Origin of the sequence: Aeromonas sp. R2-2 (assembly GCF_040908355.1) — a bacterium.
Taxonomy (GTDB): domain Bacteria; phylum Pseudomonadota; class Gammaproteobacteria; order Enterobacterales; family Aeromonadaceae; genus Aeromonas; species Aeromonas veronii.
Map to the genome: position 1 here is coordinate 1 of NZ_JBFODQ010000059.1, position 26,425 is coordinate 26,425.

General features: G+C 57.3%; 24 protein-coding genes and 1 tRNA gene. 13 read left to right on the top strand and 12 right to left on the bottom strand.

Annotated features, from left to right (window positions below):
• The coding region (locus AB5Z09_RS10910) for a hypothetical protein (RefSeq protein WP_368195305.1) at positions 1-235 on the top strand (235 nt) is incomplete at its 5' end.
• 131 nt (positions 236-366) lie between these two features.
• On the opposite strand, the gene AB5Z09_RS10915 is transcribed toward AB5Z09_RS10910, so the two are convergent.
• From AB5Z09_RS10915 to AB5Z09_RS10930, 4 genes are all read right to left on the bottom strand, one after another.
• Positions 367-2,298 (bottom strand): putative bifunctional diguanylate cyclase/phosphodiesterase, encoded by a 1,932-nt coding sequence (locus AB5Z09_RS10915; RefSeq protein WP_368195306.1) that lies wholly within the window; start codon positions 2,296-2,298, stop codon positions 367-369.
• A gap of 23 nt (positions 2,299-2,321) precedes the next feature.
• Positions 2,322-2,822: a molybdopterin-binding oxidoreductase gene (locus AB5Z09_RS10920; RefSeq protein WP_005349099.1), complete on the bottom strand. Its 501-nt coding sequence runs from the start codon at positions 2,820-2,822 to the stop codon at positions 2,322-2,324.
• Between the two features lie 102 nt (positions 2,823-2,924).
• Complete coding sequence (gene groL / locus AB5Z09_RS10925; RefSeq protein ID WP_005340575.1) at positions 2,925-4,559, bottom strand: chaperonin GroEL; 1,635 nt, start codon at positions 4,557-4,559, stop codon at positions 2,925-2,927.
• 43 nt (positions 4,560-4,602) lie between these two features.
• Entirely contained in the window at positions 4,603-4,896 is a 294-nt protein-coding gene (locus AB5Z09_RS10930; protein ID WP_005340573.1) for a co-chaperone GroES, read from the bottom strand.
• Between the two features lie 260 nt (positions 4,897-5,156).
• Here AB5Z09_RS10930 and AB5Z09_RS10935 point away from each other — a divergent pair, with 260 nt between their 5' ends.
• Positions 5,157-6,491, top strand: a complete 1,335-nt coding sequence (locus tag AB5Z09_RS10935) for an MATE family efflux transporter (protein ID WP_323906502.1) — start codon at positions 5,157-5,159, stop codon at positions 6,489-6,491.
• A gap of 34 nt (positions 6,492-6,525) precedes the next feature.
• On the opposite strand, the gene AB5Z09_RS10940 is transcribed toward AB5Z09_RS10935, so the two are convergent.
• Positions 6,526-7,002: an FxsA family protein gene (locus AB5Z09_RS10940; protein WP_368195307.1), complete on the bottom strand. Its 477-nt coding sequence runs from the start codon at positions 7,000-7,002 to the stop codon at positions 6,526-6,528.
• A 466-nt stretch (positions 7,003-7,468) separates the two neighbouring features.
• On the opposite strand from AB5Z09_RS10940, the gene aspA reads away from it, so the two are divergent.
• Together aspA and AB5Z09_RS10950 are read left to right on the top strand one after the other, a co-directional pair.
• Positions 7,469-8,911, top strand: coding sequence for an aspartate ammonia-lyase (gene aspA / locus AB5Z09_RS10945; RefSeq protein ID WP_005340569.1), 1,443 nt, complete (start codon positions 7,469-7,471; stop codon positions 8,909-8,911).
• A gap of 125 nt (positions 8,912-9,036) precedes the next feature.
• Entirely contained in the window at positions 9,037-10,356 is a 1,320-nt protein-coding gene (locus AB5Z09_RS10950) for an anaerobic C4-dicarboxylate transporter (RefSeq protein WP_019444958.1), read from the top strand.
• Between the two features lie 248 nt (positions 10,357-10,604).
• Here the strand turns inward: AB5Z09_RS10950 and tsaD are convergent, their stop codons facing one another.
• The gene (gene tsaD, locus AB5Z09_RS10955; RefSeq protein ID WP_150996112.1) at positions 10,605-11,618 is read right to left on the bottom strand and encodes a tRNA (adenosine(37)-N6)-threonylcarbamoyltransferase complex transferase subunit TsaD; all 1,014 of its coding nucleotides are present in this window, start codon (positions 11,616-11,618) and stop codon (positions 10,605-10,607) included.
• Between the two features lie 179 nt (positions 11,619-11,797).
• Here tsaD and rpsU point away from each other — a divergent pair, with 179 nt between their 5' ends.
• The 5 genes from rpsU to AB5Z09_RS10980 all read left to right on the top strand — a co-directional run bounded on the left by rpsU (position 11,798) and on the right by AB5Z09_RS10980 (position 16,691).
• A complete protein-coding gene (gene rpsU / locus AB5Z09_RS10960) occupies positions 11,798-12,013 on the top strand; it encodes a 30S ribosomal protein S21 (RefSeq protein WP_005309452.1) in 216 nt (71 codons plus the stop codon).
• Positions 12,014-12,028: 15 nt separating this feature from the next.
• Positions 12,029-12,472, top strand: coding sequence for a GatB/YqeY domain-containing protein (locus AB5Z09_RS10965; RefSeq protein WP_005349081.1), 444 nt, complete (start codon positions 12,029-12,031; stop codon positions 12,470-12,472).
• 88 nt (positions 12,473-12,560) lie between these two features.
• Positions 12,561-14,348 carry a DNA primase gene (gene dnaG / locus AB5Z09_RS10970; RefSeq protein WP_368195308.1) on the top strand — a complete coding sequence of 596 codons (1,788 nt, stop codon included), beginning with the start codon at positions 12,561-12,563 and terminating at the stop codon, positions 14,346-14,348.
• A 183-nt stretch (positions 14,349-14,531) separates the two neighbouring features.
• Entirely contained in the window at positions 14,532-16,427 is a 1,896-nt protein-coding gene (gene rpoD, locus AB5Z09_RS10975; RefSeq protein WP_263718854.1) for an RNA polymerase sigma factor RpoD, read from the top strand.
• A gap of 187 nt (positions 16,428-16,614) precedes the next feature.
• Positions 16,615-16,691, top strand: a tRNA-Ile gene (locus AB5Z09_RS10980).
• 170 nt (positions 16,692-16,861) lie between these two features.
• Here the strand turns inward: AB5Z09_RS10980 and AB5Z09_RS10985 are convergent.
• The 4 genes from AB5Z09_RS10985 to purH form a co-directional block, all read right to left on the bottom strand.
• Positions 16,862-17,410: a cytochrome b/b6 domain-containing protein gene (locus AB5Z09_RS10985; protein WP_335856715.1), complete on the bottom strand. Its 549-nt coding sequence runs from the start codon at positions 17,408-17,410 to the stop codon at positions 16,862-16,864.
• Positions 17,391-17,765: a cytochrome b562 gene (locus AB5Z09_RS10990; RefSeq protein WP_005349056.1), complete on the bottom strand. Its 375-nt coding sequence runs from the start codon at positions 17,763-17,765 to the stop codon at positions 17,391-17,393. Before AB5Z09_RS10990 ends, AB5Z09_RS10985 begins: the two co-directional genes overlap by 20 nt.
• Before the next feature lie 277 nt (positions 17,766-18,042).
• Positions 18,043-19,329 (bottom strand): phosphoribosylamine--glycine ligase, encoded by a 1,287-nt coding sequence (gene purD, locus AB5Z09_RS10995; protein ID WP_118854283.1) that lies wholly within the window; start codon positions 19,327-19,329, stop codon positions 18,043-18,045.
• Between the two features lie 114 nt (positions 19,330-19,443).
• A complete protein-coding gene (purH, locus tag AB5Z09_RS11000; protein ID WP_368195309.1) occupies positions 19,444-21,036 on the bottom strand; it encodes a bifunctional phosphoribosylaminoimidazolecarboxamide formyltransferase/IMP cyclohydrolase in 1,593 nt (530 codons plus the stop codon).
• Positions 21,037-21,451: 415 nt separating this feature from the next.
• Between purH and zntR the strand changes: the two genes are divergently transcribed.
• Positions 21,452-21,907 (top strand): Zn(2+)-responsive transcriptional regulator, encoded by a 456-nt coding sequence (gene zntR / locus AB5Z09_RS11005; protein ID WP_005341244.1) that lies wholly within the window; start codon positions 21,452-21,454, stop codon positions 21,905-21,907.
• Positions 21,908-22,121: 214 nt separating this feature from the next.
• Positions 22,122-22,361, top strand: coding sequence for an alternative ribosome-rescue factor A (locus AB5Z09_RS11010; RefSeq protein ID WP_368195310.1), 240 nt, complete (start codon positions 22,122-22,124; stop codon positions 22,359-22,361).
• Positions 22,362-22,576: 215 nt separating this feature from the next.
• On the opposite strand, the gene hemW is transcribed toward AB5Z09_RS11010, so the two are convergent.
• Positions 22,577-23,722, bottom strand: coding sequence for a radical SAM family heme chaperone HemW (hemW, locus tag AB5Z09_RS11015; protein WP_368195311.1), 1,146 nt, complete (start codon positions 23,720-23,722; stop codon positions 22,577-22,579).
• Between the two features lie 90 nt (positions 23,723-23,812).
• Positions 23,813-24,409 carry an RdgB/HAM1 family non-canonical purine NTP pyrophosphatase gene (gene rdgB / locus AB5Z09_RS11020; RefSeq protein ID WP_005340539.1) on the bottom strand — a complete coding sequence of 199 codons (597 nt, stop codon included), beginning with the start codon at positions 24,407-24,409 and terminating at the stop codon, positions 23,813-23,815.
• 238 nt (positions 24,410-24,647) lie between these two features.
• On the opposite strand from rdgB, the gene AB5Z09_RS11025 reads away from it, so the two are divergent.
• Together AB5Z09_RS11025 and AB5Z09_RS11030 are read left to right on the top strand one after the other, a co-directional pair.
• Positions 24,648-25,811, top strand: coding sequence for a multidrug effflux MFS transporter (locus AB5Z09_RS11025; protein WP_042053392.1), 1,164 nt, complete (start codon positions 24,648-24,650; stop codon positions 25,809-25,811).
• A gap of 135 nt (positions 25,812-25,946) precedes the next feature.
• Positions 25,947-26,425, top strand: a 479-nt coding sequence (locus AB5Z09_RS11030) for a Gfo/Idh/MocA family oxidoreductase (protein ID WP_368195312.1), incomplete at its 3' end; no start/stop codon positions are given.

Sequence of the window (26,425 nt, forward strand, 5' to 3'; positions counted from 1 at the left end):
TTCACCAGACATTGAAAATCAAAAATTGTTTTTGATGCTCGATGCTGTGAGTGCCCACACAGATTGCTTGATTCAAATTGTTAAAGAGCGACGCAGCTTTTGCTGCTGCGGGAGTGGGATTCTACTCAACCGCCTTCTCGAGTCAAGCCTTATTTCCAAAGGCTTTTCGATGTTATCGACGAGGTTGTTTGCGTTGCCGCTTGCCCTGTCGATGGAGGCGCATTATAGGGAGTGAATTCTTTCTGGCAAGGCTAAATTGCATGTTTTTTTGATAAAACCGCACAACCGTTCAAACAACAAACAAAAAGAAGAAAGTTCGAGCTAAATCACACATTCTGGAGGCAGATGACAGGCAAGCCCCCCCTCTCAACTCATATAAGCCATTTCGGAGTGTTGACGCGCCAGCCAAAGCTCCTCCATCTCCAACAAGGTTTGATAGATTTTCTCCGCCTGCTCCGGTCGGCTGAACAGATAGCCCTGTCCATACAAGTGGATATCGGTCAGGGATCGCAGCACATCCAACTGGGCCTGTGTCTCAATCCCTTCACACACCAGACTCTTGCCCAGCATCGACCCCATCCGGCAAATATTGGCGACCAGTTCGGATGCCTCCAGTGAAGTGTCAATGCCCTGTATAAAGGAGCGGTCGATCTTCACCTTGCTGACAGGTAACTTTTGCAGATAACTCAAAGATGAATAACCGGTACCAAAATCATCTAATGCCAGCAGTACCCCCTGCTGATTGAGATCCTGCATCAGTTGCAGCGAGTTCTTCACTTCCCGCATGGTGGTATCTTCCGTGACCTCCAGGACCAGGCTACGGGCAGGCAGATGGTGCTCCATCAATGCTTTGGCCACCAATTTGAGCAAATTACGCTGGTACATGCCTGGCGAGATATTCACACACATTTGCAGATCAACCATACCAAGCTGGTGCCACTGATAGAGCTGCTCGCAAGCTGTGTTCAGCACCCAGCTGCCAACCCGTTCGGCAAGCTGGAACTCCTCGGCCACCATGATTACTTCGTTTGGCGGAATGAAGCCGAGTTCCGGGTGCCGCCAGCGCAGCAGAGCCTCGACAGCTTCGCAGCGGCCACTCTCTAGATTGACGATGGGTTGGTAATAGAGTTCCAACGCATTGTGTTCCAGCGCCATGATCATATCCGACGCCAAATGTTTACGCCGCGCCGTTTCGTTGAGCAGGGAGTTATCGTAAATCACATAGGGGACATGGGTCTTGCGACTATGGAACAGGGCCTGTTCCGCACGACTCAACAACTCCTGAGTCTTGTCGCTGTCCATCGGATAGAAGGCAATGCCGATCCCGACTTCGAGCCGGAAGGGATAGTTGTCATAGACGATATCTTGCTTCAGCGCATGCAGCAATCGCGCTACCAGCTCCCTGACCTGACGCAGATCGCTGCTGCCACGCTGAATAATTGCAAATTGATCCCCCCCCAGACGTCCGCTCCACTCGCCCTCTTCACAGAGCACTCTGATCCGGGTGGCAAACTCACAAAGCAGATAATCACCGGTGTCATAGCCAAACTTGCTGTTGATATCTCTGAAGTCGTTGATGTCGACCAGCACCAGTCCAAACGGCACTTCCTGTGTGGCGTACAGCTCCATCCGTTCCAGTAGGGCAACCCGATTGGACAACCCGGTCAGCGGATCCCGTCTGGCCGCTCTGAAATGACGACGCCCTTCATATATAAGCAGCATGCTGAGCAGCAACACTGACATGACCAGACCGGAGACCATCAGCAACAAGGCATTGCGCAATTGGCCAAAATGGCGATCGTTCTCGGAATAGACGTTAATGTTCTTCTGCATCACAGAAGCGAGGGAGTAGGAGAGCGGCTCTTGCAGCGGGGCAAGGCGCATCATGATCTGCTGATAGTCAGATGCCCCGCTTTGCAACTTGGTGATGTCGGGCTCTATTTGGCGAATATTGGTTTCAATCAGCTGCACCAGACGCAAGGTTTTCTGCTTGTCCTGCATGCTCTTGCGCAGCTGGCCGCTCAACAGGATGGGCGTTCTGCTCCAGAGAATGTCATAACGCAACATCAAGGTGTCATGATCAATCCCGCCATAGTGATAGACCTCTACCGCATTGAGGAAACGCCCGAGCTCCAGCTGCAACTGCATCAGCGCCCAGGAGACATCATAGGTGTATTTCTCCATCGCTCTGGTCGCATTCTGGATCTGCATCAGGCAATAGAGGGTGCTCCCGGTAAACGACAGGATGGATACATACAGAATGACGAGCAGTGGCCACGCCCTGGTCTTTCCTTTCACCCCATGCTCCCGTGCTGTTTTTATCAGTGCTGAATGTCTATCAAATCCAACTGCCAAATCATCATGTCGGTATATTCGGATCGCTTCAATTCCGGATATTGATCAAGAGGCAGCATAAACCAGACCGGCCCCTTGTCACGCACCCGCATGACAGCCCCATTGTCTTCCCATGCAAGAATGGGCTCGTATTTGGCAACCTTGTCCCATTCAATGCGGATCTGGAAACTGTTCAGTGCTGTCAACGTAATGGTCTTGCCATCCGCACCGACTGCAGCCAATACATCGGCCAGTTTTGGGCCTCTGTAGGTGTGCGGCTTATCCACCCACGGGTTGCCTGTCACTATCTCATGTTGCGGCAGAGCCTGTAGTTTTGCCAGATCAAACAACACCTTGCCATCAACTTCGTCTGCCGACCTGATGTTGCCACCGACTTTCAGGATCACCGGCCCAGTCAGCGCCTCAGCAGCCATCACCGGCATGATGACCAATGAACACAGTAGTGTCAGCCAACCAAACATTTTCATATCGCCCCCATATTTGCTGTCTCAACAGACTCAGTTTAGCCAGATATAAAAAAACGGCTCGCCTTGAGCGAGCCGTTTGTCAAACAGAGCAAGGGGGGATGATTACATCATGCCCATGCCACCCATGCCGCCCATGTCAGGCATGGCAGGGGTATCTTTCTTCGGCAGTTCGGTGACCATGCACTCGGTGGTGATCATCAGACCGGCGATGGAAGAGGCAAACTGCAGGGCGGAACGGGTTACCTTGGTCGGATCCAGGATGCCCATGGCCAGCATGTCGCCATACTGTTCGCTGTAAGCGTTGTAACCGAAGTTGCCTTCGCCGTTCTTCACTGCGTTGGCAATGACGGAGGCTTCCTCACCGGCGTTGATGACGATTTGACGCAGCGGGGCTTCCATGGCGCGCAGGGCAACCTTGATACCGACGTTCTGGTCTTCGTTGTCACCACGCAGACCAGCCAGTTTGGCTGCAACGCGAACCAACGCAACACCACCACCGGCAACCACACCTTCTTCAACCGCGGCGCGGGTAGCGTGCAGGGCATCTTCAACGCGGGCTTTCTTCTCTTTCATCTCGACTTCGGTGGCTGCGCCAACCTTGATCACGGCAACACCGCCAGCCAGCTTGGCTACGCGCTCTTGCAGCTTCTCACGATCGTAGTCGGAAGAGGTCTCTTCGATCTGTTGACGGATCTGGGCAACACGGCCTTCGATCACACCGGCATCACCCACGCCATCGATGATGGTGGTGTTCTCTTTGGTGATGACGATGCGCTTGGCACGACCCAGATCTTCCAGCGTCGCTTTTTCCAGCTCCATGCCAACTTCTTCAGAGATGACGGTACCGCCAGTCAGTACGGCGATATCCTGCAGCATGGCCTTGCGACGGTCACCGAAGCCAGGCGCCTTGACGGCAGCCACTTTCACGATACCGCGCATGGTGTTGACCACCAGAGTCGCCAGGGCTTCGCCTTCTACGTCTTCAGCAACAATCAGCAGCGGCTTGCCAGCTTTGGCAACGCCTTCCAGCACCGGCAGCATTTCGCGGATGTTGGAGACTTTCTTGTCAACCAGCAGGATGAACGGGTCGTCCAGTTCAACGGAACCGGTCTCTTGCTTGTTGATGAAGTAGGGGGACAGGTAGCCGCGGTCGAACTGCATACCTTCAACAACTGCCAGCTCATCTTCCAGACCCTGACCATCTTCAACGGTGATGACGCCATCGCGACCCACTTTGTCCATGGCTTCAGCAATCAGCTTGCCCACTTTCTCGTCGGAGTTGGCGGAGATGGTGCCCACCTGAGCGATGGCATTACTGTCAGCGCACGGCTGGGACAGCGCCTGCAGTTCAGCAACAGCAGCCACAACGGCTTTGTCGATACCGCGCTTCAGATCCATCGGGTTCATACCGGCGGCAACGGCTTTCAGACCTTCGTTGACGATGGCCTGAGCCAGAACGGTTGCAGTAGTGGTACCGTCACCGGCGGCATCGTTCGCCTTGGAAGCCACTTCCTTGACCATCTGGGCGCCCATGTTCTGGAACTTGTCTTCCAGCTCGATTTCGCGCGCAACAGACACACCATCTTTAGTGATGGTCGGGGCACCGAAGGACTTGTCCAGCACCACGTTGCGGCCTTTCGGGCCCAGAGTCACCTTGACGGCATCAGCCAGGATGTTTACGCCTTCCAGCATCTTGATGCGGGCTTCGTTACCAAACTTAACGTCTTTAGCTGCCATTTTTCTTCAATCCTTAAATCAATTCGGGGAAAAGGAGGATGGATTACTCTTCGACAATCGCCAGGATGTCGGTTTCGGAGAGGATCAGGACGTCCTGACCATCCAGCTTCTCGGTCTTAACACCGTAGCCTTCGTTGAAGATAACCTTGTCACCAACCTTCACGGCCAGCGCTTTGACTTCGCCATTATCCAGGATGCGACCAGTCCCCACGGCAAGCACTTCACCACGGGTGGACTTCTGGGCCGCAGTACCAGTCAAGACGATACCGCCGGCAGATTTGGCTTCAGCTTCGATGCGCTTGATGATGACGCGGTCGTGCAGTGGACGAATTTTCATCGATAACTCTCCCAAAATGAGTCTCATTGTTGCTTTGAGGAATGGCCGTTCCAGGCCAAATTAGATATGTCCCTGATGTGGGGCAGAGTTGCTAACCCTTCAAGGGCAAATACAAAAAAAAATTTTTCACGTACTATAAACATCTTCGATGGTTCAGCCATGTCCGCACTCTGGTGCAAGGTCGGTTCAAGCCGCCCGTTTTCCATGCCAGAACCTTCAAAGCCAGCTGTAGAGACGAGCCCTTGACCCGCACCAACCCCATGCTGACAGCCCCTATTCCGGTCGTACTGCGCCAGATGACGGGTCCCATGATCTTCGGCATCATCGCCATTCTTGCCTTCAATCTGGTCGATACCTTTTTTATCGGTATGCTGGGAACCGAAGCTCTGGCCGCCATCAGCTTTACCTTTCCTGTCACTTTTGTGGTTACCTCGCTGGCGATGGGATTGGGCGCCGGATTGTCAGCGGTGATCGGTCATACCCTGGGGCAGGGCAAACACGATGAGGCAGCCCATCTCGCCACCGACAGCCTGTTTCTGGCGGTGATCATGGTGGCCCTGCTCTCCGCGGGGGGCGCTCTCACCATCAAGCCTCTGTTTACCCTGTTGGGCGCCAGTGCCGAGCTTATCTCCCTCATCCATGACTACATGCTGATCTGGTATCTCACCGTCCCCATGCTGGTGCTGCCCATGGTGGGCAATGCCGCTATACGGGCGACCGGCGATACCAAAACCCCCAGTCTGGTGATGGCAGTAGCCGGGCTGGTCAACGGGGTACTGGATCCTCTGTTGATCTTCGGTATCGGCCCCTTTCCGGAATGGGGGATCCGCGGGGCCGCCATCGCGACTTCTATCTCCTGGTTGATGGCGATGCTGGTCAGCCTCTATATCCTGCGTCATCGGGAGGGCTTGCTGTTGTGGCGCCTCTCGCCGCGGGCGCGGTTGCTGTCCCACTGGCGGGCGCTGCTCCATGTCGCCGTCCCCGCCTCTTTTACCAATATGCTCAACCCCTTGGCCAATGCGGTGCTGATGACGATCTTTGCGGGTCTGGGTACCGAGGTGGTGGCCGCTTACGGCGCCGCGTCGCGGGTCGAGGCGCTGTTGCTGATTGTGATGATGGCCCTTGCCTCCGTACTGGCCCCTTTCATCTCGCAAAACTGCGGCGCTGGCAATCCGGCCCGCGCCAAGGCTGCACTGCAGAGCTGCATGAGGTTTGCGTTGCTGTTCCAGCTCGCCATCTATGGCCTGACCTGGCTACTGGCGCCACTCATCGCCAACCTGTTCAGCGATCATCCGCAGGTCATTCGTCTCATTATTCTCTATCTGCATCTGGTGCCGATCGGTTACGGCTTTCAGGGCATGGTGATGCTGTTGGCCTCGGCACTCAATGGCGTGCGGGCATCCAGTATTTCGTTCTTGTTCAACGGATTGCGACTGTTTGGTTTTCTGTTGCCAGGAGCCTGGCTGGGGGCAAAGCTGGGAGGAGAACAGGGGATATATCTGGGGATACTGCTGGCCAATCTGGCGGCGGGCACCCTCGCATGGTGGTATGCCCGACACCGCTTCGAGACCTTGTGCCATCAGGGCAAACCCTGATTCAGTCACTCGCCTCGGGTTTTCGTCTCGTCGATTACTCTTTGCGCTCAAATTCGCCTTCGATGGTGGTGCCGCCCTGCTTGGCGTTCCCCAGATGATCATCGGACGGTGCGTTGCCAAACGGCGATTGAGTACGCTGGAAACCACCCATCTGCATCCGAAACTGACTGCTGCCGATCAGCTTGTCAACCAGTTTGTTGCGCAGCAAGGGTTGCAGCAACAGCACACCGAAAATGTCGGTCACAAAACCCGGGATAATCAGCAGCAAACCGGCCAACGCCAGCATCATGCCCCCCATCACCTCGCGGCCCGGCATCTCGCCCATCTGCATCTTTTGCTGGGCGCTGAACAGGGTCTTGATCCCTTCACTGCGCACCAGCGAGGAGCCCAATACCGCAGTCAGGATGAGCAAGCCGACAGTCGGCAGCGCCCCGATCACCGAGCCGACCTCGATCATCACGGTGAGCTCCAGCACAACCAGACCCACCAACAACAAAAACAACTTGCCCATATCCACTCCAGCACCGGTAAATTGAGAAAAAGTGGCGCCCATCCAACGATGGTCAGAGGCGATTTTGCCGCCCCGTCATCACCACTTTCTGCTCTGAATAAATGGGGGCAGCCTGCTCTGAATAAATGGGGGCAGCCCCCCTATTTTCAAGTTGGCCAACTGACCCCTACGTCATCAGCAATCTAAAAAACCAGCAAAAAGTCACAAAAATTTATAAAAATCATCATGATAAAAACTTCATAACATATGTGTACTTTTCTCAAAGTAATTTGAAAATGTCGCAAATTTAGTGATCCACCTCTAATAACCGATACCTCAATTGGAGTAGTATATTGATTAGTTTTTCGGGAGGTCATTCTCCCAACCGCCCCACTCGATGTGTGGTGCTTCAGGATGAGCTGTGCGCAAGGAACTCGCGACCACTCGGTGAGGATTTTTCCATTTATCTGATTTCTGAGGCATTACAATGAGCGACATCAAGAACGTCCGCATTGAAGAAGACCTGCTGGGCACCAAAGAAGTTTCCAATGATCTCTACTACGGTGTGCACACCCTGCGCGCTGTCGAGAACTTCAAGATCAGCTCTCAGAAGATTTCTGACGTTCCGGAATTCGTCCGCGGTATGGTGCTGACCAAGAAGGCCGCTGCGCTGGCAAACGGTGAACTGGGTACCATCCGTCCTGAAATTGCTGACAAGATCGTAGAAGCCTGCGACCTGATGCTGAACACCGGCAAATGCTTCGACCAGTTCCCGGTCGACGTTTACCAGGGTGGTGCCGGCACCTCTGTCAACATGAACACCAACGAAGTACTGGCCAACATCGCCCTGGAAATCATGGGTCTGGAGAAAGGCCGTTACGACGTCATCAACCCGAACGACCACGTCAACAAGTGCCAGTCCACCAACGATGCCTACCCGACCGGCTTCCGCGTTGCTGTGGTCAACAGCACTGACGTGACTCTGCACGCGCTGGAGCACCTGATCGCGGCATTCGATGCCAAAGCGAAAGAGTTCAAAAACATCCTGAAGATGGGCCGTACCCAGCTGCAAGATGCGGTTCCGATGACCCTGGGTCAGGAGTTCCACGCATTCGCCGTGACCCTGCGTGAAGAGATCAAGTCCATCAAGCGTTGCCAGGAGCTGCTGCTGGAAGTGAACCTGGGCGCGACCGCCATCGGTACCGGTCTGAACACTCCGCCCGAGTACTCTGCACTGGCCATCAAGCGTCTGGCCGAGATCACCGGTCGTGCCTATGTGCCGGCAGAAGATCTGATCGAAGCGACCTCCGACTGTGGCGCCTACGTCATGCTGCACGGCGCCATCAAGCGTCTGGCCATGAAGCTGTCCAAGATCTGTAATGACCTGCGTCTGCTCTCCTCCGGCCCGCGCACCGCACTGAAAGAGATCAACCTGCCAGAAATGCAGGCGGGTTCCTCCATCATGCCGGCCAAGGTCAACCCGGTTATCCCGGAAGTGGTCAACCAATCCTGCTTCAAGGTATTCGGTAACGACATCACCATCACCTTCGCCGCCGAAGCCGGTCAGCTGCAACTGAACGTCATGGAGCCGGTGATTGGTCAGGCGATGTTCGAATCCCTGAGCCTGATGGAAAAAGCCTGTATTTCCCTGCGCGAGAAGTGCGTGGAAGGTATCACCGCCAACCCGGAAATCTGCATGAATCACGTGCTGAACTCCATCGGTATCGTGACCTACCTGAACCCCTTCATCGGCCACCACGAAGGGGATATCGTCGGCAAGATCTGTGCCCAGACCGGCAAGAACGTCCGCGAAGTCGTTCTTGAGCGTGGCCTGCTGAGCGCCGAGCAGCTGGACGAAATTCTCTCCATCGAGAACCTGATGAACCCGCAATACAAAGCCAAGCGTTTCACCCGCGAAGCTGCCGTATAAGCGAGTGTGGGCCGGGATCTTCCCGGCCTATAAAGTCAGTTCCCGATTGGTCTTTATCCCCAGCCCGATCGGGAATTGGCTTTTTGCCAAATAAAAACCAAAAACTAAAAAATGGAGTTATCGCTATGATTGGAATCGAGTTACTTGTCGTGCTCGCCGCTATCTATCTGGGGGCCCGGATAGGCAGCATAGGTATCGGCTTTGCCGGTGGTCTGGGGGTACTGGTATTGACGTGGGGTCTGGGCATGCCCATCCCGAGCGATCAACTGGTCAGCTACATCCCTTGGGATGTGATCATGATCATCGCGTCCGTCATCTGCGCCATCGCCTGTATGCAACTGGCTGGCGGGATGGACTACCTGGTTTCTCTGGCCGAGAAAGCGCTGCGCAAGAACCCCAAATACATCACCTTCGCCGCTCCGGTGGTTACCTATCTGATGACCATGCTGGCCGGTACCGGTCATACCGCCTTCTCCACCCTGCCGGTGATCGCTGAAGTGGCCAAAGAGCAAGGGATCCGCCCATCCCGTCCGCTCTCCATCGCGGTTGTCGCCTCCCAGATCGCCATCACAGCCTCCCCGATCTCTGCCGCTGTGGTTGCCTTCTCCGGCATGCTCGAGCCGTTCGGTGTTGACTACCTGACCCTGCTGGCCATCTGCATCCCCTCAACCTTCCTGGCCTGTATCCTGGGCGCCTTCATTGCCAACATGATGGGCAAACCTCTGGATCAGGACGAAGTCTATCTGGAGCGCAAAGCCAAGGGCCTGATCAAACTGCGTGGTACTACCAAGCTCGAGATCAAACCGTACGCCAAACTGTCTGTCTGGATCTTCATCGCCGCCATCGTTGCTGTCATGGCTTATGCCACTGCCATCTCCGGTAAAGTGGGTCTGATCACCAACCCGCCGATCCCCCGTGACGGCGCCATCATGGGCATCATGCTGGCCGCGGCCACCATCATGACCCTGGTGTGCAAACTGGACGCCACCCAAGTGACCAACATGCCGACCTTCAAGTCCGGTATGTCCGCCTGTATCTGCGTACTGGGTGTGGCCTGGCTGGGTAACGTCTTCGTGAAAGGCAACATGGACACCATCCAGCTGATCGCTGGCGACCTGCTGAACCAGTACTCCTGGCTGCTGGCCGTGGTGCTGTTCTTCGCTGCCATGCTGCTCTATTCACAAGGCGCCACCACCAAAGCCCTGATGCCTGCCGCACTGGCACTGGGTGTCAGCCCGCTGACTGCGATTGCCTCCTTTGCAGCCGTGAGCGCCCTGTTCGTACTGCCAACCTACCCGACCCTGCTGGCCGCGGTAGAGATGGACGACACCGGCTCCACCCGTATCGGTAAGGCGGTCTTCAACCACCCCTTCTTCGTACCGGGCACCGCCACCATCGCCATCGCCGTGGCGCTGGGCTTCTTCTTCGGCGGCATCCTGCTGTAATCCTGTCGCCTGCCGATAGCCAAACAAAAATTCCCGCCAGTTGGCGGGGATTTTTTTATCTCTTTACTCTGTACTTGGCTTGGCTGTCTGGCAGCGAGAGACCTGACCTCTTATCCGGATGGCTCAACCACGGCGACAGCAGACACAACAACAGCGCGCCAACGGCGCTATAACCGCCGCTGCCGGATTGCCGGAGTAGTAGGCCACCATGGTACTCAGCACCACGCCAGAAGGCGGGATCCGTCGGATCAGACCGGATCCAGGGTATCCAGCGGCCAGCGCGGCACGGCTTTGACCGCCAGCGATTCGAACACGCCCGCTTTCAGGCGCTGCATACCGGCGTAAGCGATCATGGCGCCGTTATCAGTGCAATATTCAGTGCGCGGATAGAACACCTCGCCCTTGAGGCTCTCCATCAGCTCGGCCAGCTGGGCACGCAGATGACGGTTGGCACTGACGCCACCGGCGACCACCAGACGCGTGAGACCGGTCTCTTTCAAAGCACGACGGCACTTGATGGCCAGGGTATCGACCACCGCATCTTCAAACGCCCGAGCGATATCGGCACGGGTCTGCTCATCATCACCATTGGCGGCGATGGTGTTGGCTGTGAAGGTCTTGAGGCCGGAGAAGCTCATGTCGAGCCCTGGGCGATCAGTCATGGGACGGGGGAAGTGGAAGCGCCCCTTAGTGCCCTTCTCGGCCAGACGGGAGAGCAGCGGACCACCCGGATAGTCCAGCCCCATCAGCTTGGCGGTCTTGTCGAACGCTTCGCCAGCGGCATCATCGATGGATTCCCCCAGCAGCTGATAGCTGCCGATGCCGTCGACCCGCACCAGCATGGAGTGACCACCGGAGACCAGCAACGCAACGAAGGGAAACTCGGGGGCTTTCTCTTCCAGCATGGGGGCCAGCAGGTGGCCTTCCATATGATGGACGGCGATAGCCGGCTTGTTCCACGCCATCGCCAGCGAGCGGCCAATGGTCGCCCCCACCAGAATGGCGCCAACCAGACCCGGACCTGCGGTATAAGCGATGCCGTCGATGTCATCTTTGCCCAGTCCCGCCTCTTGCAATGCCGCCTGGATCAACGGGATCGTCTTGCGAACATGATCCCGGCTGGCGAGCTCGGGGACAACGCCACCGTAGTCCGCATGCAGCTTGACCTGGCTGTATAACTGATGGGAAAGGATCCCTTTTTGATCGTCGAAGATCGCGATCCCGGTTTCGTCACAGGATGTCTCTATGCCCAATACACGCATTGCTAAAAAATTTCACTGCTAAAATGAGACGGCTATGGTAACCTTCGCGGGTTTTTTAAACCAGAGCGATCTCTGCGGGTTTACTTTCATTCCCTGTCCAGAGTATAATTTCGCACCATTTTAAGACATGCTGATCGATTGAAGGTCAGCTAACAATTTATCACTGAGGTGAAAGGCACATGCCAGTAATCAAAGTCCGTGAAAATGAGCCGTTTGACGTTGCTCTGCGTCGTTTCAAGCGTTCTTGCGAAAAAGCCGGTATCCTGTCCGAAGTTCGTAGCCGTGAGTTCTACGAGAAGCCGACTACCATTCGTAAGCGCGCCAAAGCGTCTGCTGTCAAGCGTCACGCCAAGAAGCTGTCTCGCGAAAACGCACGTCGTATCCGCCTGTACTAATCGGGAGATATTGCCGTGTCTCTGAAGGATCAACTCAAGGATCAGCAAAAGCTCGCCATGCTTGCCAAAGATAAGGCTCGTCTGGGAGCGATCCGCTTGTTGATGGCAGAAATCAAGCAACGTGAAGTCGATACCCGTATCGAGCTGAATGATGAGGATATCCTCGCTGTCGTGACCAAAATGGTCAAACAGCGCCGCGATTCCATCAGCCAATTTGAAGCTGCCGGTCGCCAGGATCTCGCCGACAAAGAGTCCGCCGAGATCGTTGTGTTGCAGGAATTCCTGCCACAACAGCTGACCGCGGATGAAATTGCCGCCCTGATCGAGCAAGCCATTACTGAAAGTGGTGCTGCCGTCATGGCTGATATGGGTAAGGTCATGGCTGTTTTGAAGCCGAAAATTCAGGGGCGTGCCGATGTCGGCGCCGTCAGTGCTCAGGTGAAAACCCGCTTGGCGTAACAGGCAACTCTCTTGTTTGGTCGAAGAAGCCGTGCTTCCCTTGGAATGCGCGGCTTTTTTATTTTCTCCGCAATGAAACAGGACGGTTATGGCAGGCAGGATCCCCCAATCCTTTATCGACGATCTGCTCGTACGCACAGACATAGTCGAGCTGATCGACTCGCGAGTGCGGCTGAAAAAAGCCGGTAAGAACTACCAAGCTTGCTGCCCTTTTCATAACGAAAAAAGCCCCTCTTTTACCGTCAGCCAGGAGAAGCAGTTCTACCACTGTTTCGGTTGTGGCGCCCACGGCAACGCCATCGGCTTTGTCATGGAGTACGACGGTCTCGAATTTCCCGATGCCATCGAAGAGCTCGCCAGCATGCAGGGCATGCAGGTGCCTCGCGAGCAGAGCATCGGCGGCTCGGCCAATAGCCAGCCCGCCGTCAGCAAGGATCTGTTCGAGCTGATGAACCAGATAGCCCGCTTCTACGAGAGCAATCTCAAGAGTGCCCCCCACGCGGTGGAGTACCTCAAAGGGCGCGGTCTGACCGGCGAAGTAGTCAAGCGCTTCAACATCGGTTATGCCCCAAGTGACTGGGATCAGGTACGCCGCCGCTTCGGCGCCAGCCGGGATCACGAACAGCTGCTTATATCGGGCGGCATGCTGATCACCCGTGACAATGGCCCGGGCAGCTATGACCGTTTCCGCGATCGCATCATGTTCCCGATCCGCGACAAGCGTGGCCGGGTCATCGGTTTCGGTGGCCGGGTGCTCGGTGATGGCACCCCCAAGTACCTGAACTCGCCGGAGACCCCCATCTTCCATAAAGGGCGGGAGCTGTTCGGTCTCTACGAAGTAAAGCAGGCACACAAGGATCCACGCAGGATCCTGGTGGTGGAAGGCTACATGGATGTAGTGGCCCTCGGTCAGTACGACATCGACTATGCGGTGGCGGCGCTGGGTACTGCAACAACCAGCGACCATATCCACACCCTGTTTCGCACCACCGCCGAGGTGGTCTGCTGTTACGACGGCGACAACGCCGGTCGTGAAGCCGCGTGGCGGGCGTTGGATAATGCCCTCCCTCATCTGCAGGATGGCCGCGAGCTGAAGTTCGTGTTCCTGCCCGATGGCGAGGATCCCGACTCGCTGGTTCGTCAGATCGGCAAGGAGTGCTTCGAAGCCCTGCTCGATGAAGCCCAGCCGTTCGCCGACTTCATGTTCGAGCGTCTCGGGCGGGATGCAGCCCTCTCCGGTGAGGCAGGCAAGTTTGAAGTGGCCAACAAGGCCGCCGAACTTATTCGCCGCGTACCGGAAGGGTTTACCCGTGAAGGGCTGATCACTCGTCTCTCCAGCATGATGCGCTGGGGCGAGAACAAGCAGCGCATCGCCGAGCTCTTTGCTCGCAACAGTCAGCCCAAGGCCGAGGTCAACAAACCCAAGGCAGCCAAGCTGACACCACTGCGGCGTGCACTGGCACTGATGGTGCAATATCCGGCAGTAACGGCTGAGCTTCCCCCCATGCCGGAATTGGCCGGACTACGCGTACAGGGCATCAAGTTCCTGCTGCAACTGCACCAGCAGATCCTGGCACAGCCCGGTATTACCACTGGAATCCTGCTGGAACACTGGCGTGGTACCAAGGAGGGAGAAATCCTTGCTCAGCTGGCCATGCACGACCTGTTCGAGGAGATAAAACTCGATCAGGAGCCAGATATTCTGGGAGAATTGCAGGACACCTTCGTCGGCTTCATCAACCAGTTTCTGAAACAGCGGATCGAAGAATTGCAGGCCAAAGTGGCTCAGGAAGGACTAAGCTCCGAAGAAACCCAAGAGCTGATGATGCTGATAAGAGAGGTGCAAATTGAGAAAAGAAATGAGAGTGGGGCTTGATATTTGAGTGATTAGTCCCAATATGGATAGCGTTGCCCGAATCGACGGGATGAAAAGCAAAATTTTTATAACCGCCTGGCCCCGACAATACTGCGGGCAGGGGTTTCTCATGACCGACGCCGCAACCAGACATAGCATGTCTGGCGGTTTTCTATTAGAATTGGCTATTTGCGCAGCAGCGCACTGTACGCGCAACCTAGCAACACCAACCGGATGAGTTCTATGGAGCAAACCCCGCAGTCTCAGCTTAAACTCCTCGTTGCCAAAGGTAAAGAACAGGGCTACCTGACCTATGCCGAGGTGAACGATCACCTCCCGCAAGACATTGTCGATTCAGACCAGATCGAAGACATCATTCAGATGATCAACGATATGGGCATTCAAGTGGTTGAAAACGCTCCGGATGCCGATGACCTTATCATGGCTGAAGGTGGTACCGCCGATGAGGACGCTGCCGAAGCAGCGGCCCAGGCTCTGGCATCTGTTGAATCTGAGATTGGTCGCACGACCGATCCCGTCCGCATGTACATGCGGGAAATGGGTACCGTCGAACTGCTGACCCGTGAAGGCGAAATCGACATCGCCAAGCGGATCGAAGACGGTATCAACCAGGTACAAAGCTCCGTAGCCGAGTACCCTGAAGCAATTACTTACCTGCTCGAACAGTACGACAAGTATGAAGCCGAGCAGCTGCGTCTCTCTGACATCATCTCTGGCTTTATTGACCCGAACGAAACTGAAGATATGGCGCCTACCGCCACGCATATCGGTTCCGAGCTCGGCGAAGACGATCTGGCCGACGAAGATGAAGAAGACGAAGAAGACGAAGACGAAGATGGCGACAGCTCTGACGACGACGGTGACGGTGGCCCGGATCCGGAAGTCGCTCGCGAGAAGTTCGGCGAACTGCGTGCCCAGTATGAAGTGACTCGCCTCTCCATTCAGAAGAATGGTCGCGCGCACGAAGATACCCAGGCCGCCATCGCCCAGCTGGCCGATGTATTCCGTCAATTCCGCCTGATGCCCAAGCAGTTCGATCGCTTGGTCAACAACATGCGTGAAATGATGGAGCGCGTCCGCGTGCAGGAACGCATCATCATGAAGCTCTGCGTTGAGCAGGCCAAGATGCCGAAGAAAACCTTCGTCGCGGCCTTCACCAACAACGAGTGTGAAACTGCCTGGTTCGAATACCAGAAGCAGGCTGGCAAAGCCTGGTCTCCCCGTCTGGTTGAAATGGACGAGGATATCCAGCGAGCCATCGGCAAGCTGCAGCAGATTGAAGAAGAGACAGGTCTGTCGATTGCCCAGATCAAGGATATCAACCGTCGCATGAGCATCGGTGAGGCCAAAGCCCGCCGTGCAAAGAAAGAGATGGTTGAGGCCAACTTGCGTCTGGTTATCTCTATCGCCAAGAAGTACACCAACCGCGGTCTGCAGTTCCTGGACCTGATCCAGGAGGGCAACATCGGTCTGATGAAGGCGGTAGACAAGTTTGAATACCGTCGTGGCTACAAGTTCTCGACCTATGCTACCTGGTGGATCCGTCAGGCCATTACCCGCTCCATCGCGGATCAGGCCCGTACCATCCGTATCCCGGTACACATGATCGAGACCATCAACAAGCTCAACCGTATTTCCCGTCAGATGCTGCAGGAGATGGGTCGCGAACCGAACCCGGAAGAGCTGGCCATGCGCATGGGCATGCCGGAAGACAAGATCCGCAAGGTACTGAAGATCGCCAAAGAGCCTATCTCTATGGAGACGCCCATCGGTGATGATGAAGATTCCCACTTGGGCGACTTTATCGAGGATACCACCCTGGCTCTGCCAGCGGATGCGGCGACCAGCGAAAGCCTGCGCAACGCCACCCGCGAAGTGCTTGCTGGCCTGACCGCCCGCGAAGCCAAGGTACTGCGGATGCGTTTCGGTATCGACATGAACACTGACCACACCCTCGAGGAAGTGGGCAAACAGTTCGACGTTACCCGTGAGCGTATTCGTCAGATCGAAGCCAAAGCACTGCGCAAACTGCGCCACCCGAGCCGCTCGGAAGTGCTGCGCAGCTTCCTGGACGAATAGTCCTGACCCTGTGTCAAACTACTCTGCCAAAGCCCCGCCATGCGGGGCTTTGTTTTGTCTGGCATTTACCCTTGCGACCCGCTTTGCCCCCTCTATCGACCTGGACAATTAGTCGCCAAGTGGTTGATATGCCTATAGACTGCCCTTTCCTCTTCCCCTATAATCCACGCCGCTAAACGCACAATTTGGCCCCTTAGCTCAGTTGGTCAGAGCAGTCGACTCATAATCGATTGGTCGTGGGTTCAAGTCCCCCAGGGGCCACCAAATTAGAAAAGGCCGCTCATCATGAGCGGCCTTTTTGCATCTGCTGATCGGGCAATGTCCCGTGATAAGCTCGAGGAGGTCATAGAAAAGACCCGCCATGGGCGGGTCTGGGCAGGGTCCGGATCAGGCGCCTCACTCAGAGACAAGGAGCCTAATGCTGAGCCTCAGGTTTACTCGTTGCTGCCGCTCTGGATGGATGAGCGACGCCCGGCGGGTAGCATCCGGGTAACCAGATTGCTGCGCTGACGCCAAGAGGTGAAGACGATGGCCAGCAGGTGCAGACCAATCAGTCCCTGCAGCGCCACCACGCACCACTCATGCCACTCGTCAGCCCCCAGTTCAAATCCCGTCTCGGTATTTTGAAACCAGCCGCTGCCAGCAGTAGCCAGCACAACCAGCCAGAGCGCCCACACGGCCAGCTTGCCGCTACCGTGATGCCCCGGTGCCGGAGGCTGCCGCTCACGCATCTCGCGCGCTTGCTGGCGAAAATCCTCACCACTGGGGATGAGGGCACCAAGGCGAGCGTAGCCACGGGCAAAAGTAAGCCCCCAGAGCAGACGCAAGGAGACCAGCCCAATGGCACCGTAACCCAGCCACTCGTGCCACTCCTCGCCCGCTTCGTTAACCCAGAGATTGCTGATGCAGACCGCCACCAAGCCCCAGTGGGTCAGGCGAACCAGCGGATCCCAGCGAAAGGGCTCACCCTTTTTGCTTGGCATATTTGTGGTACTCCTTCTTCAGGTCGTTGACCTTGGCCAGATGTTCGCGCGCCTTGGCCTCATCACCCGCCTTGAGTGCGGCCAGGCTGGCGTCCAGCTCGGTCTGTACCTCGTTCATCCCTTCAAGGAATTTCTCTTTCTTGGCGGCCGGCATGTTCTTCTGCTTGGCCACATCAAGCTGGGCCTTCATCTCGTTGATGTGCTTCTCCATGGTGGCTGCATCATCAGCCTTGACGGCCTGCTTGTAGTTGAAGCCAATCTTCTTCATCGGCTGTTCCAGATCACCCGCCACGGCAGGCAGGGTCATCAGGCCAAACATCAGGGGCAGCAGCAGGGGGCGGACGGTTTTCAACATGGGATATCCTTATATAACGACATGCTCGAATTGTTAGGGGTACTTATGAATCCAAACAAGAATTCATCACCAGCATGATGCCATGACTCATGGTGAAACGTTTGTGAAAAATGCTGTTTTTTGTGGCAAATAGTGACAGATATGCCGCGCTTGTTTGCGCTTGGTAACTGATTGAACGCAGGTGACGCGCACTATGAGGATGGTTGAAAGCGGTAAACAGGGACAAAAAACCCCGCCGTAGCGGGGTCTGAATCAGCTGGTCATTTGCGTGCGTCAGTTACTCCTGTTCGCGAGCAATGGCGCGCCAGCCGATATCCTTGCGGTAGAAGACGCCATCCCACTTGATGCGGCCAGCGAGCTGATAGGCACGCTGCTGGGCTTCTGCAACCGTATGGCCCAGCGCCGTGGCGCACAGTACACGACCGCCAGCAGTCAGGCTGGTATCGCCCTCCAGGCGGGTACCGGCATGGAACACCTTCTCACCCGCCACTTCATCCACCGGCAAGCCGCTGATGGGGTGGTTGGTGCTGTAATCGCCGGGATAGCCTCCCGCCGCCAACACCACGCCGATGGCGGCGCGGGGATCATAGATGGCCTCTTTCTGATCCAGCTTGCCTGCGCAAGCGGCCAGGCAGAGCTCCACCAGATCGGATTGCATCCGCAGCATGATGGGCTGGGTCTCGGGATCGCCGAAACGGCAGTTGAACTCGATCACCTTGGGATTGCCTGCACCGTCGATCATCAGACCGGCGTAGAGGAAACCGGTGTAGACGTTGCCCTCAGCCGCCATGCCGCGCACGGTCGGCATGATCACCTGCTCCATCACGCGTCGATGTACCTCGGCGGTCACAACAGGCGCCGGGGAGTAAGCCCCCATACCGCCGGTGTTGAGGCCGGTATCACCGTCGCCAACCCGCTTGTGATCCTGACTGGTGGCCATCGGCAGCACGTGATCGCCATCGACCATGACGATGAAGCTTGCCTCTTCACCCTCCAGAAACTCCTCAATCACCACCCGGGAGCCCGCTTCGCCAAAGGCATTGCCGGAGAGCATGTCGCGCACCGCATCTTCCGCTTCCTGCAAGGTCATGGCGACAATCACCCCTTTGCCCGCCGCCAGACCATCGGCCTTGATGACGATGGGGGCGCCTTTCTCGCGCAAGTAGGCGAGTGCAGGCTCCACTTCGGTGAAGTTCTGGTACTCGGCGGTCGGGATGGCGTGACGGGCCAGGAAATCCTTGGTGAAAGCCTTGGAACCTTCCAGCTGGGCAGCGGCAGCGGTTGGGCCAAAGATCGGCTGACCGGCGGCGCGGAAGGCATCCACCACCCCTTTCACCAGCGGCGCTTCCGGCCCGACGATGGTGAGGCCGACCTGCTTCTCTTTGGCAAAGGCCAGCAGCCCTTCGATATCGGTCGCGTCGATGGCAACGTTCTCGACACCCGGCTCAAGCTGGGTGCCCGCATTGCCCGGCGCCACAAAAACGTGACGTACCAGTGGGGAGTGTTTGGCCTTCCAGGCCAGGGCGTGTTCGCGGCCACCGTTGCCAATGATCAGTACTTTCATCGTATCGCTCGCTTCTATTTGTGGTCACTGGACGGCCACCCGGGCCGTCAGTCAGCGGAAATAGTCAGTTGAAAAGAGACAACAAAAGGGCCGCCATCGGCAGCCCCTGACCCATCAATGACGGAAATGGCGCATGTTGGTGAACACCATGCACATACCGTGTTCGTCGGCGGCATCGATCACCTCCTGATCGCGCATCGAGCCACCCGGCTGGATCACGCAGGAGATACCGGCCTGCGCGGCAGCATCAATACCGTCGCGGAACGGGAAGAAGGCATCGGAGGCCATCACGGAGCCCGCCACGGTCAGCCCTTCGTCCGCCGCCTTGATACCGGCGATTTTGGCCGAATAAACACGGCTCATCTGGCCTGCACCGACGCCGATGGTCTGGCCATCTTTGGCGTAGACAATGGCGTTGGATTTGACGAACTTGGCCACTTTCCAGCAGAACAGCAAATCTTGCAGTTCGGCCTCGGTCGGCTGGCGCTTGCTGACCACGGTCAGGTCACCCAGCGTCACCATGCCGAGATCCCGCTCCTGTACCAGCAGGCCGCCGTTGACGCGTTTGAGGTCAAACCCTTGCGCCGGAGCAGTCCACTGACCGCATTCGAGCAGACGCACGTTCTGCTTGGCAGCGACCGCATCGCGGGCCTCCTGGCTGACGGTCGGGGCGATGATCACTTCGACAAACTGGCGGGCCACGATGGCTGCCGCAGTGGCACCATCCAGCTCACGGTTGAAGGCGATGATGCCGCCGAAGGCAGAGGTGGGGTCGGTCTGGTAGGCGCGATCATAGGCACTCAGCAGGTCGTTACCGACGGCCACGCCGCAGGGGTTGGCATGCTTGACGATGACGCAGGCTGGCTCGTCGAACTCCTTCACACACTCCAGCGCCGCATCGGTATCGGCGATGTTGTTGTAGGAGAGCGCCTTGCCCTGCAGCTGGATAGCGCTGGAGACAGAACCCGGAGCGGCATGCTCTTCGGCGTAGAAGGCGGCAGCCTGATGGCTGTTTTCGCCGTAACGCATGTCCTGCTTCTTGATGAACTGGCTGTTGAAGGTGCGCGGGAAGCGGGACTCCTCGTCACCCTCCTTGTTTGCACCGTAGGAAGGAACCATGGTGCCGAAGTAGTTGGCGATCATGCCGTCGTAGGCAGCGGTGTGCTCGAAGGCTGCGATGGCCAGATCGAAACGGGTCGCCAGTTTCAGGCTGTTGCCGTTGGCATCCATCTCGCGAATAACCCGATCATAGTCGGCAGCTTTGACGACGATAGCGACATCTTTATGGTTTTTGGCGGCAGAACGCACCATGGTCGGGCCGCCGATGTCGATGTTCTCGACCGCATCGGCCAAAGTACAGCCCGCTTTGGCAACGGTAGCAGCAAAGGGATAGAGGTTGACGACAACCATGTCGATGGGGGAGATAGCGTGCTGAGCCATGATAGCGTCATCCTGATCCCGGCGGCCGAGGATGCCGCCATGAACCTTGGGATGCAGGGTCTTGACCCGGCCATCCATCATTTCAGGGAAACCCGTGTAGTCGGAGACCTCGGTCACCGGCAGACCCGCCTCGCCAAGCAGCTTGGCGGTACCGCCCGTGGAGAGCAGGGCAACACCACGCTCGTTGAGTGCCTTGGCAAATTCCAGAATGCCAGTTTTGTCAGACACACTCAGCAGTGCACGGCGAATGGGTCGAGCTTGTTCCATCACACTATCGTCCTCAACATAACGGGGACCGTTCCATGGGAGGCGAGGCTCAACACAGAGAGTCCCCAAATAAATGGAAGTGGGGGATTTCGCAAACCACTCTCGCCCCGGCATCCGGCAAAAGCGTTTTAGGAAATGCCCGCTTGGTGCGGCGCTCTGTTATGGGCGCGTATTCTACACAAAAAATGTGACCTGTGGTGGATTTTTTGAAACAGCAAAGCCTTATTTGGCGCGGCGTTAAACGTTTTCCATTTGATTTTCTCGAAACGTTTGCACTTTCAGTGTTTTATGGGAAAAAGGGTCGCTAGGAGATGTTTATCTGCCCCTTTTATGCCCTTGGCTGGCAATCCATGGGCAAAGGGGTGATAGTGGATTCCGGTTTTTGTGGCGGCATACATTCAAGGGGAGAGAGAGCATGTATCGGATCGGTGAACTGGCCAAGGCGTGCGGGGTCAAGGCAGATACCCTGCGTTTTTACGAGAAGAACGGGCTTATCTCACCGGGGATCCGCAACGAATCCGGCTACCGCCTCTACAGTGAACAGGACAAGCGGCGGCTGGAGTTTATTATCCGCGCCAAGTCGGTGGGATTCTCGCTGGCCGATATCGGCGAGCTGCTCGACCTCGATACCAACAAGGCCAAAGTCACCTGCCAGGAGGTGAAAGCAGTGGCCGACACCAAGCTGGCCCAGGTGGAGCAGAAGATCATCGAACTGACCCGCTTTCGCGACAATCTGCGCGAGCTCTCCAATATCTGCTGCGGCGGCCCCCGCTCGGCGGAGCACTGCGCCATCCTCGAGACGCTGGAATCTGGCGCCCCGGCCCATCACGAGCATCACAGCCACGACCAGCATGACCCGGTTCACGGCTGACATGGTATGCCTGACTGAGCGTGCCTGGCTCAGTGTGACTGACTCGGCGCCGCCGACGCATTGCTCCGGCGGCGATTTGGTGACAAAATCGCCGCGTTTTTAACCGGTGCCAGTGCATCCGGTTGCCGGGCGCTAACCTGCACAGGCGCCCGCAGCGAAAACCGCCATCCAGACACAAGAATCAACACACCAAGAGAAAAGAAGAGGAGCCATCATGGCCAAAATTCGGGTCGACCAACCCGCCCTCCCCCGTGAGGAGAATGCGCAAGGGGGCTGCTATGCCCATCAGCGCGGCGAAATAAAGGATAACCATCTGCACGCCCTGCTCTCCGATCCCCTGTTTCGCAGCAGGGTCGAGCGCAACAAGAAGGGCAAGGGGAGTTACCAGCGCAAGGCCAAATTCGGCAAGCGGTGGGAGCCCGGCCAACAGCAGATGAGCAGCGTCTGCTGCTGAGCGGGTTTCCATCGACCATAAACAATAATGGTGCCATTTGCGCCCCGATTGTTATCTCGAAACACGGTTCGCCAAAACTGGCTCACGACCTGTCGCGAGAAGCTGTCAGCAAGGTGAAGAGCCGCGCAGGAACCGGAGCGTGTAGACATACGTGAGGCTTCCGAGCAGCGCATGAACCTTGATCACGGCTTCGCAGCAAGATCGTGAACCCGTTTTCACTCATCCATAAACAGTTCGAGCAACACGTTGAGATAGCGATGGCCGAGAGAAGTGAGCTGCCAGCTATCTCCCAGATCCTCGATAAGCTCCTTGCTCTGTGCGATGGCGAGCACCGTCTCCACCCGCTCCAGCGGCAAGCCGGTATAGGCCTCGAACTCCGCCTTGGGGGCAGGTTCAAACAGGCGGAAGCGGTTCATAAAGTATTCGAGCGGCAGATCGTCTGCCGTCACCTGCCACTGCTCGTCCAGATAGGGACGGCTCTTGTCCAGATACCCTTTTGGATGCTTCACCTTGGCGGTGCGCAGGATCTGCTGATTCACGAGATCGGTCACCTTGCCGTGAGCACCACAGCCGATCCCCAGATAGTCACCAAAGCGCCAGTAGTTGAGGTTGTGATGGCACTGGTAGCCCTCTTTGGCATAAGCCGAGATCTCGTACTGACGATAACCGCTGGCGGTGAGCATGGCGTGGCCCTGCTCGTAGATGTCCCACAGGGTGTCATCTTCCGGCAGCTTGGGTGGTTTGGAGGCAAAGGCCGTGTTCGGCTCTATGGTGAGCTGATACCAGGAGAGGTGCGGCGGGGCGCAGTCGATCGCCTGCTGCAGGTCATAAAGGGCGTCCTCCAGACTCTGATCCGGCAGACCATGCATCAGATCCAGATTGAAGGTGGGCAACTTGATGGCATGGGCCAGTGCAGCGGCCTTGCGCGCCTCTTCCGGGCCGTGAATGCGGCCGAGGCGGGTCAGTTTCTCCTGCTGAAAGCTCTGCACCCCGATGGAGATGCGGTTGATGCCGGCGCGCTGGAAACCGGCGAACTTGTCCGCCTCCACCGTGCCCGGATTCGCTTCCATGGTGATCTCGCAATCCGCGGTGAGCGGAATGCGGGCCCGCACCCCGTCCAGCAAGGTTTGCATCGCCTCCACCGTCAGCAGGCTGGGGGTGCCGCCGCCGATAAAGATCGAGGAGAGCGGCCGCCCCTGCGCCCACTTCAGATCCTGCTCCAGATCCTCCAGCAGGGCGGCGACATATTCGAGGTGAGGCAACTCCCCCTTCTGGGCATGGGAGTTGAAGTCACAGTAAGGGCACTTCTGGACGCACCAGGGCACATGAATATAGAGAGAGAGCGGCGGCAGTTGCAGCATGGGGCTTCCAATAAAACGGGGGCTCAAGGCCCCCATTGTAGATGACTATGTGTAATTGACCGTGTGTAACCGACAAGGTGGCGAATTGGCTCAGTGCGCCGCAGCCAGCGCCGCTTTGAGCTTGGCCAGCGCCTGACCGCGATGGCTCAGCTGGTTTTTCAGCTCGGCGGGCATCTGGGCGGCGGTACAGTCGTGATCCGGCACGAAGAAGACCGGGTCATAGCCGAAACCATGCTGACCGCGCGGCTCGTCGATGATCATCCCTTCCCAGCTCGCCTGACAGATGATGGGGGTGGGATCATCGGCGTGGCGCATATAGACCAGCACACACCAGAAGCGGGCGCTCTTCAGGTACTCGGGGGCACCTTGCAGCTCGCCGAGCAGCTTCTCGATGTTGGCCTTGTCGCCGGCACCCACACCGGCAAAGCGGGCGGAGTAGACGCCGGGGCGCCCTTGCAGCAGATCGACTTCCAGACCGGAATCATCGGCCACGGCGGGCAGACCGGTAATGCGGGCGGCGTGGCGGGCCTTGATGATGGCATTCTCGACGAAGGTGGTGCCGGTCTCATCGGCATCGGAGACCGCAAACTCGCTCTGTGGGATCACCTGGATCTTCATATCGGCCAGCATGGCGGCCAATTCCTTCACCTTTTTCTGGTTACCTGTTGCCAGGACAAGCTTGTTCATCGAGCACCTCCGCAAAAATAATCTGCGCATTCTATGCGGCGCAAGCGTTTAGTAAAAGCGTCAATTACACCCGCTGTGATGGGGTTACGGGGGATTTGCCGCCATCGAATAACCAGCTTTTTAATACATGTTTCCATAATGGAATAACCAAAGTGATTAAATACCATTTCTATTCATTACTGTGAGTCAGTAGACTCGCGCCCCAATTCATTAACCTGGCTGACTAAAGAGGTGACAGATGCCATTGATACTTTTACTCGTACTACTGGTGCTGTTCAGTCCGCTGGCTATCGACATCTACCTGCCCGCCATTCCGCAGATGGCCGAGCAGCTGGGCGCCGAAGTAACTCTGATGCAGGGCACCATCACCTGGTTCCTGTTCAGCATGGGGCTGGGGCAACTGCTTGTTGGCCCGCTGGCCGATCGCTACGGTCGCAAGCCCATCGCGCTGGGCGGCGTGCTGCTCTACGGCCTGAGCGCGCTGGGGGCCGGTTTTGCCGCCAGCCTCGGCGAATTGATGCTGGCGCGAGTGCTGCAGGGCTTCGGCGCCTGCGCCACCTCGGTCGCCGCCTTCTCGGTGGTACGTGACAGCTACGGCCCGAAAAAGAGCGGCCAGATGATCTCCTATCTCAATGGCGCCATCTGCTTTATTCCTGCGCTGGCCCCCCTGCTCGGTGGCTGGCTCACCGCCAAGGCGGGCTGGTCTGCCAACTTCTGGTTTATGGCCGGTTATGCGCTCATCGTCGGCAGCTGGCTGATGTGGCGTATGCCGGAGACCCGCCCGGAAGAGACCCGCAGCGAAGGGGCCCTCATCAGCTGGTCTCGCTACAGCCCGGTGCTGCGCTCCCCCAGCTTCCTGTTCAATGCGGCGCTGTGCATGCTGGCGATGGCGGTGATCCTCGCTTATGTCACCGCCGCACCGGTGCAGCTGATGGTGAAACTGGGGCTCGATATGAGCGGCTTTAGCTACTGGTTTACCGCCAACGCCGCGCTCAACATCCTGGCCTGCTTTATGGCGCCGCGCTTTATCGCCAAGGTAGGGCCAAGACGCACCCTGCGCATCGGCCTACTGGTGTTGATGCTCTCGGCCATCACCCTGACGCTGGCGATGCACATCGAGCATCCGCTGGCGATGATGGGGCCGGTATTCCTCTCCAGCATCGGCTTTGCCATGATCCTGGGCGCTGCCGCCGGGATGGCGCTGGCACCGTTCGGCCACTGTGCCGGTACCGCCGCCGCCCTGCTCGGCCTGTTCCAGATGAGCGGCTCCGGCGCTTTGGTTGGCCTGACCGGCGCCCTGATGCACGACCCGCTCAGCCAGCTGGCGCTGCATATGTGGCTGCTGCTGCCGCCTCTGGTGATGCTGATGACCCGGCGCGGTCGCCGCTTGTGTTTGCAATAAATCCTGTGCTCTGATGGGCACATTCGGGGGGCCATCGGCCCCCTTCTCGTTTGTATCGCCTTTACAGCACATGGCCATCCGGCAGAGAGCCTGTGATGGCGACCCCACTCACTCGATGTCAGCGGAGAACTCCCGATGAGCCACACTCTCAACGCAGCCCTGGTGGGCTATGGCTTTGCAGGCAAGACCTTCCACGCCCCCTTCCTCTCCACCACGCCGGGCTTGTCCCTGAGTTGGGTGGTGAGCCGCGATGCCGCCAAGGTGCAGGCCGATCTGCCCGACTGCCGGGTCGGCTCACTGGAGGAGGTGCTGAGGGATGAGACCGTCGTTCTGGTGGTGATCGCCACCCCCAACGACACCCATGCCCCCCTCGCCCGCCAGGCGCTGCTGGCAGGCAAACATGTGGTGATCGACAAGCCCTTTGCGCTGGATCTGACCGAGGCGCAAGCACTGGTCGAGCTGGCCGAAAAGCAGCAGCGACTGCTCAGCATCTTCCACAACCGGCGCTGGGATGGCGATTTTCTTACCGTGCGCCGTTTGATTGCCGAAGGGACGCTGGGGCAGATCGCCCAGTTCGAATCCCACTTCGATCGCTATCGCCCTGAAGTGCGCCA

Bases quoted from the DNA above. Each gene is read 5' to 3' on its own strand.
- AB5Z09_RS10920 (WP_005349099.1), bottom strand. From the start codon at position 2,822: ATGAAAATGTTTGGTTGGCTGACACTACTGTGTTCATTGGTCATCATG.
- groL (WP_005340575.1), bottom strand. From the start codon at position 4,559: ATGGCAGCTAAAGACGTTAAGTTTGGTAACGAAGCCCGCATCAAGATG.
- AB5Z09_RS10930 (WP_005340573.1), bottom strand. From the start codon at position 4,896: ATGAAAATTCGTCCACTGCACGACCGCGTCATCATCAAGCGCATCGAA.
- AB5Z09_RS10935 (WP_323906502.1), top strand. From the start codon at position 5,157: ATGCTGACAGCCCCTATTCCGGTCGTACTGCGCCAGATGACGGGTCCC.
- AB5Z09_RS10940 (WP_368195307.1), bottom strand. From the start codon at position 7,002: ATGGGCAAGTTGTTTTTGTTGTTGGTGGGTCTGGTTGTGCTGGAGCTC.
- aspA (WP_005340569.1), top strand. From the start codon at position 7,469: ATGAGCGACATCAAGAACGTCCGCATTGAAGAAGACCTGCTGGGCACC.
- AB5Z09_RS10950 (WP_019444958.1), top strand. From the start codon at position 9,037: ATGATTGGAATCGAGTTACTTGTCGTGCTCGCCGCTATCTATCTGGGG.
- tsaD (WP_150996112.1), bottom strand. From the start codon at position 11,618: ATGCGTGTATTGGGCATAGAGACATCCTGTGACGAAACCGGGATCGCG.
- rpsU (WP_005309452.1), top strand. From the start codon at position 11,798: ATGCCAGTAATCAAAGTCCGTGAAAATGAGCCGTTTGACGTTGCTCTG.
- dnaG (WP_368195308.1), top strand. From the start codon at position 12,561: ATGGCAGGCAGGATCCCCCAATCCTTTATCGACGATCTGCTCGTACGC.
- AB5Z09_RS10985 (WP_335856715.1), bottom strand. From the start codon at position 17,410: ATGCCAAGCAAAAAGGGTGAGCCCTTTCGCTGGGATCCGCTGGTTCGC.
- AB5Z09_RS10990 (WP_005349056.1), bottom strand. From the start codon at position 17,765: ATGTTGAAAACCGTCCGCCCCCTGCTGCTGCCCCTGATGTTTGGCCTG.
- purD (WP_118854283.1), bottom strand. From the start codon at position 19,329: ATGAAAGTACTGATCATTGGCAACGGTGGCCGCGAACACGCCCTGGCC.
- purH (WP_368195309.1), bottom strand. From the start codon at position 21,036: ATGGAACAAGCTCGACCCATTCGCCGTGCACTGCTGAGTGTGTCTGAC.
- zntR (WP_005341244.1), top strand. From the start codon at position 21,452: ATGTATCGGATCGGTGAACTGGCCAAGGCGTGCGGGGTCAAGGCAGAT.
- AB5Z09_RS11010 (WP_368195310.1), top strand. From the start codon at position 22,122: ATGGCCAAAATTCGGGTCGACCAACCCGCCCTCCCCCGTGAGGAGAAT.
- hemW (WP_368195311.1), bottom strand. From the start codon at position 23,722: ATGCTGCAACTGCCGCCGCTCTCTCTCTATATTCATGTGCCCTGGTGC.
- rdgB (WP_005340539.1), bottom strand. From the start codon at position 24,409: ATGAACAAGCTTGTCCTGGCAACAGGTAACCAGAAAAAGGTGAAGGAA.
- AB5Z09_RS11025 (WP_042053392.1), top strand. From the start codon at position 24,648: ATGCCATTGATACTTTTACTCGTACTACTGGTGCTGTTCAGTCCGCTG.